General features: G+C 38.3%; 3 protein-coding genes. All 3 read left to right on the top strand.

Annotated elements, in window-relative coordinates:
- The first annotated feature begins 93 nt into the window (after positions 1-93).
- The 3 genes from budC to ABS916_RS12795 all read left to right on the top strand — a co-directional run bounded on the left by budC (position 94) and on the right by ABS916_RS12795 (position 2,969).
- Positions 94-840: a meso-2,3-butanediol dehydrogenase gene (gene budC / locus ABS916_RS12805; protein ID WP_350452265.1), complete on the top strand. Its 747-nt coding sequence runs from the start codon at positions 94-96 to the stop codon at positions 838-840.
- Between the two features lie 221 nt (positions 841-1,061).
- A complete protein-coding gene (locus ABS916_RS12800; protein ID WP_350452264.1) occupies positions 1,062-2,048 on the top strand; it encodes a polyprenyl synthetase family protein in 987 nt (328 codons plus the stop codon).
- A gap of 45 nt (positions 2,049-2,093) precedes the next feature.
- Complete coding sequence (locus ABS916_RS12795; RefSeq protein ID WP_350452263.1) at positions 2,094-2,969, top strand: prenyltransferase; 876 nt, start codon at positions 2,094-2,096, stop codon at positions 2,967-2,969.
- Positions 2,970-3,102: the final 133 nt, after the last annotated feature.

Below are 3,102 nucleotides of genomic sequence, written 5' to 3'. Positions count from 1 at the left end.
ACTCATTAAAAGAGTATATTTGCCAACTTTGTAGATATTTTCACAAGTATAGGCTATAATGACTTCATCAAAAGGTGAAAGAAGGAAAGATAAATGTTGTTAGAAAATAAAGTAGCGATTATTACTGGAGCTGGCAGTGGTTTTGGCCGTGCAACTGCAGAATTATATGCTAAAGAAGGCGCAAAAGTCGTCGTAGTGGATTATAATGAAGAAACAGCTCAACAAACGGCTGCTGGTATTCGAGAAAATGGTGGTGAGGCAGTCGCTGTAAAAGCGGATGTCAGCAACGAGTCAGATGTGAAACACTTTATTCAAACGGCGATTGATACGTATGGACAAATCGATATCTTGTTTAATAATGCTGGAATTTATGCGCCAGGAACAGTGGAAGACACATCCATGGATGATTGGAACCGATCATTAAATGTTAATATCACGGCTTTATTTTTGGCAAGTAAGTACGCTATGCCTTATTTAAAAGAAACAAAGGGAAATATTATTAATACGGCTTCCGCAGGGGGTATTATTGGATTCCCTGACGCCATTTCGTATGCGACGACTAAAGGGGCTGTCATTTCATTCACTCGTGCGATGGCTGTTGATTATGCAGAAGCTGGCGTTCGTATCAATGCGATTTGTCCTGGGACAGGAGTCACTGGGATGACAAAAGATTTGTTAGAGATTGACGAAATTTACCAAGGTTTTGTTGCACCTATCCCTATGAAGCGACTAGGTGAAGCAAATGATGTGGCAAACGCTGCGTTATTCTTAGGCAGTAATCAAGCTTCTTACATCACGGGTCATGCTCTGCCAGTTGATGGCGGATGGACAATGTCTTAATATAATCTAAATATAAATAATACGGCTAGTAAAAGATTTTTTTCTTTTCTAGCCGTTTTTTTTATCATTTTTTTAATCGATACCCTTCCACTAATCTTTCTGCCCAATTAGAAAATTTGCTGAGCATTCTAGTGCGACTTTATAATTATTTTAAGTATAATTATAAATCAAAGAATAAAATAGAAGAACCAGTGTATCAGCGATTCATAAAGGAGCCCGGTATGGTAAAAACGCATCCCATGTGGAACAACTATCCTCACATTCAAAGCCTTTTACAAGAGTGCCTTGGATTAATTATAGAAAAAATAACGATTGAAAATAAGGACATTGAAAAAACTGTTACTGACTTGATAGAGAAACAAGGAAAATTACTGAGACCAGCTTATTTTTTTCTTTTTTCACAATTAGGCAACGCCCCTGAAGATGCGCATAACAACATTATCGCTGCCGCTGCGTCTACTGAGGTCCTTCATCTCGCTACGCTTATTCATGACGACATCATAGACGATTCGAAAATGCGCCGCGGCATGGAAACGGTCCAATCCAAATATGGGAAAGATGTGGCTGTTTATACAGGTGATTTATTGCTCGCGGTATATTTTGATTTATTGGCGGATGCGACGGACTCTATCAAAATCATCAAATTAAACACACTATCGATGAAGCAAGTATTATTGGGTGAAATCAATCAAATGACAAATGTCTATAATACAGATATCACCTACGAAGACTATTTGAAAAGTATTAAAGGAAAAACGGCCCAGCTGTTTGAATTAAGTTGTTACGAAGGGGCTTATTTTGGACAATGCGACCCTGAGATTATTGAGCAAAGTCGGTCGATTGGTCAAAATATCGGAATTGCTTTTCAGATGCTAGATGACATTCTGGATTACACCCAATCCCCTGAAATTCTAGCAAAGCCTGTTTTGAATGATGTCAAACAAGGGATTTATACCCTTCCACTCATTTTAGGCTTGGAAACAGACGAAGCCTTTCTCCCTCTGTTGAAAAAGGGTGAACACTTATCGGACAGTGATCTAGCCGCTTTAGTTACTTTACTGCACGACAATGAATGCATCGAACGCGCATACGCTATTGCAAAAACATACATTGATAAAGCTTTAGCATCTATTGAGACGCTTCCCAACCATCCTGAAAAAAAGGTATTGTATTCATTAACTAAAAAACTACTCACAAGAGAATTTTAAAAGGAGACCGTTATGACCCTCAAACAGTATGTCTTACTTTCTCAAATGGAATACGCCACAACCAGTTTTTTTCCTGGATTTATGGGCATCTTGTATGCCTGGTACAATTATGAAACGTTCCATCTAGGGTTCTCACTTTTAGGTTTACTTACCGTTGGTCTCTTTCAGCTGGCTATCAGTCTTCGCGATAACTACTTAGATTATTACGTCGCAGAGAATAAGCAGGCGGACTCTGCTCAAAAAATGATATTAGGTAAAGAAAAGATTCCTCTTAAAAATGTGCGGTCAGCTTATTATCTTACTGGTGCTATTGCCCTAATTATTGGATTATTCTTAGTTCTTCAAACATCTTTTTTCTTGTTATACATCCTCTTGGGAGGGATGTTGATTGGTGTTCTTTATACCTTTGGTCCTATTCCTATCTCAAGCACGCCATTCGGTGATTTCTTCATCGGGCTGGTATATGGCTTTGGGATTTTTACCGCCCTTTTTTATGTGAATGCATTTAACGTTATTTCATTTGATTGGCTGACCATCATTAAGCTCATCATTGCGTCCATCCCCACAGCGATTACGGTCATGTCCGTCTCACTCGCCAATAACATTTGTGATTTAGAAGAAGATATGGAAGATGGCCGGTTCACGCTTCCTTATCATATTGGCGTAGATAAAGCGCTCGTTGTTTTTAAATCCCTTTATTATGCTGGTTATATCGCCATCATTTTATCGATTGTTTTTGGGACATTTCCAAGGTTTGTGACGTTGTCCTTGTTGACTTTCCCATACATTTCAAAGAACATCCGCATCTTTATGAATAAACAAGATAAAGAGACAACTTTTCTGACGACCATTTATAACTCTCTTGTCATTCCCATTCCACTCATTCTTACCTTCTTTATAGGCGCTTGGCTGGGTATTTGATGATTTCTTTGAAAATGTTTTAAAGTAAATAAAAACCAGTGATTGTCTGAAGAGTTTGCTTCTTCAGAGCATCACTGGTTTTCTTGTTCATAAAGCATAATTTACAGATTTAAACATCCCCGGACATTCCTAT

The sequence above is a fragment of the Carnobacterium sp. genome (assembly GCF_040274945.1).
Taxonomy (GTDB): Bacteria; Bacillota; Bacilli; order Lactobacillales; family Carnobacteriaceae; genus Carnobacterium_B.
The sequence above is the reverse complement of the archived record's forward strand: the minus strand, read 5'-3'. Positions and strand labels throughout refer to the sequence as shown.

Excerpts from the sequence above, each read along its gene's own strand:
- budC (WP_350452265.1), top strand. The coding sequence starts at position 94 with ATGTTGTTAGAAAATAAAGTAGCGATTATTACTGGAGCTGGCAGTGGT.
- ABS916_RS12795 (WP_350452263.1), top strand. The coding sequence starts at position 2,094 with ATGGAATACGCCACAACCAGTTTTTTTCCTGGATTTATGGGCATCTTG.
- ABS916_RS12800 (WP_350452264.1), top strand. The coding sequence starts at position 1,062 with ATGGTAAAAACGCATCCCATGTGGAACAACTATCCTCACATTCAAAGC.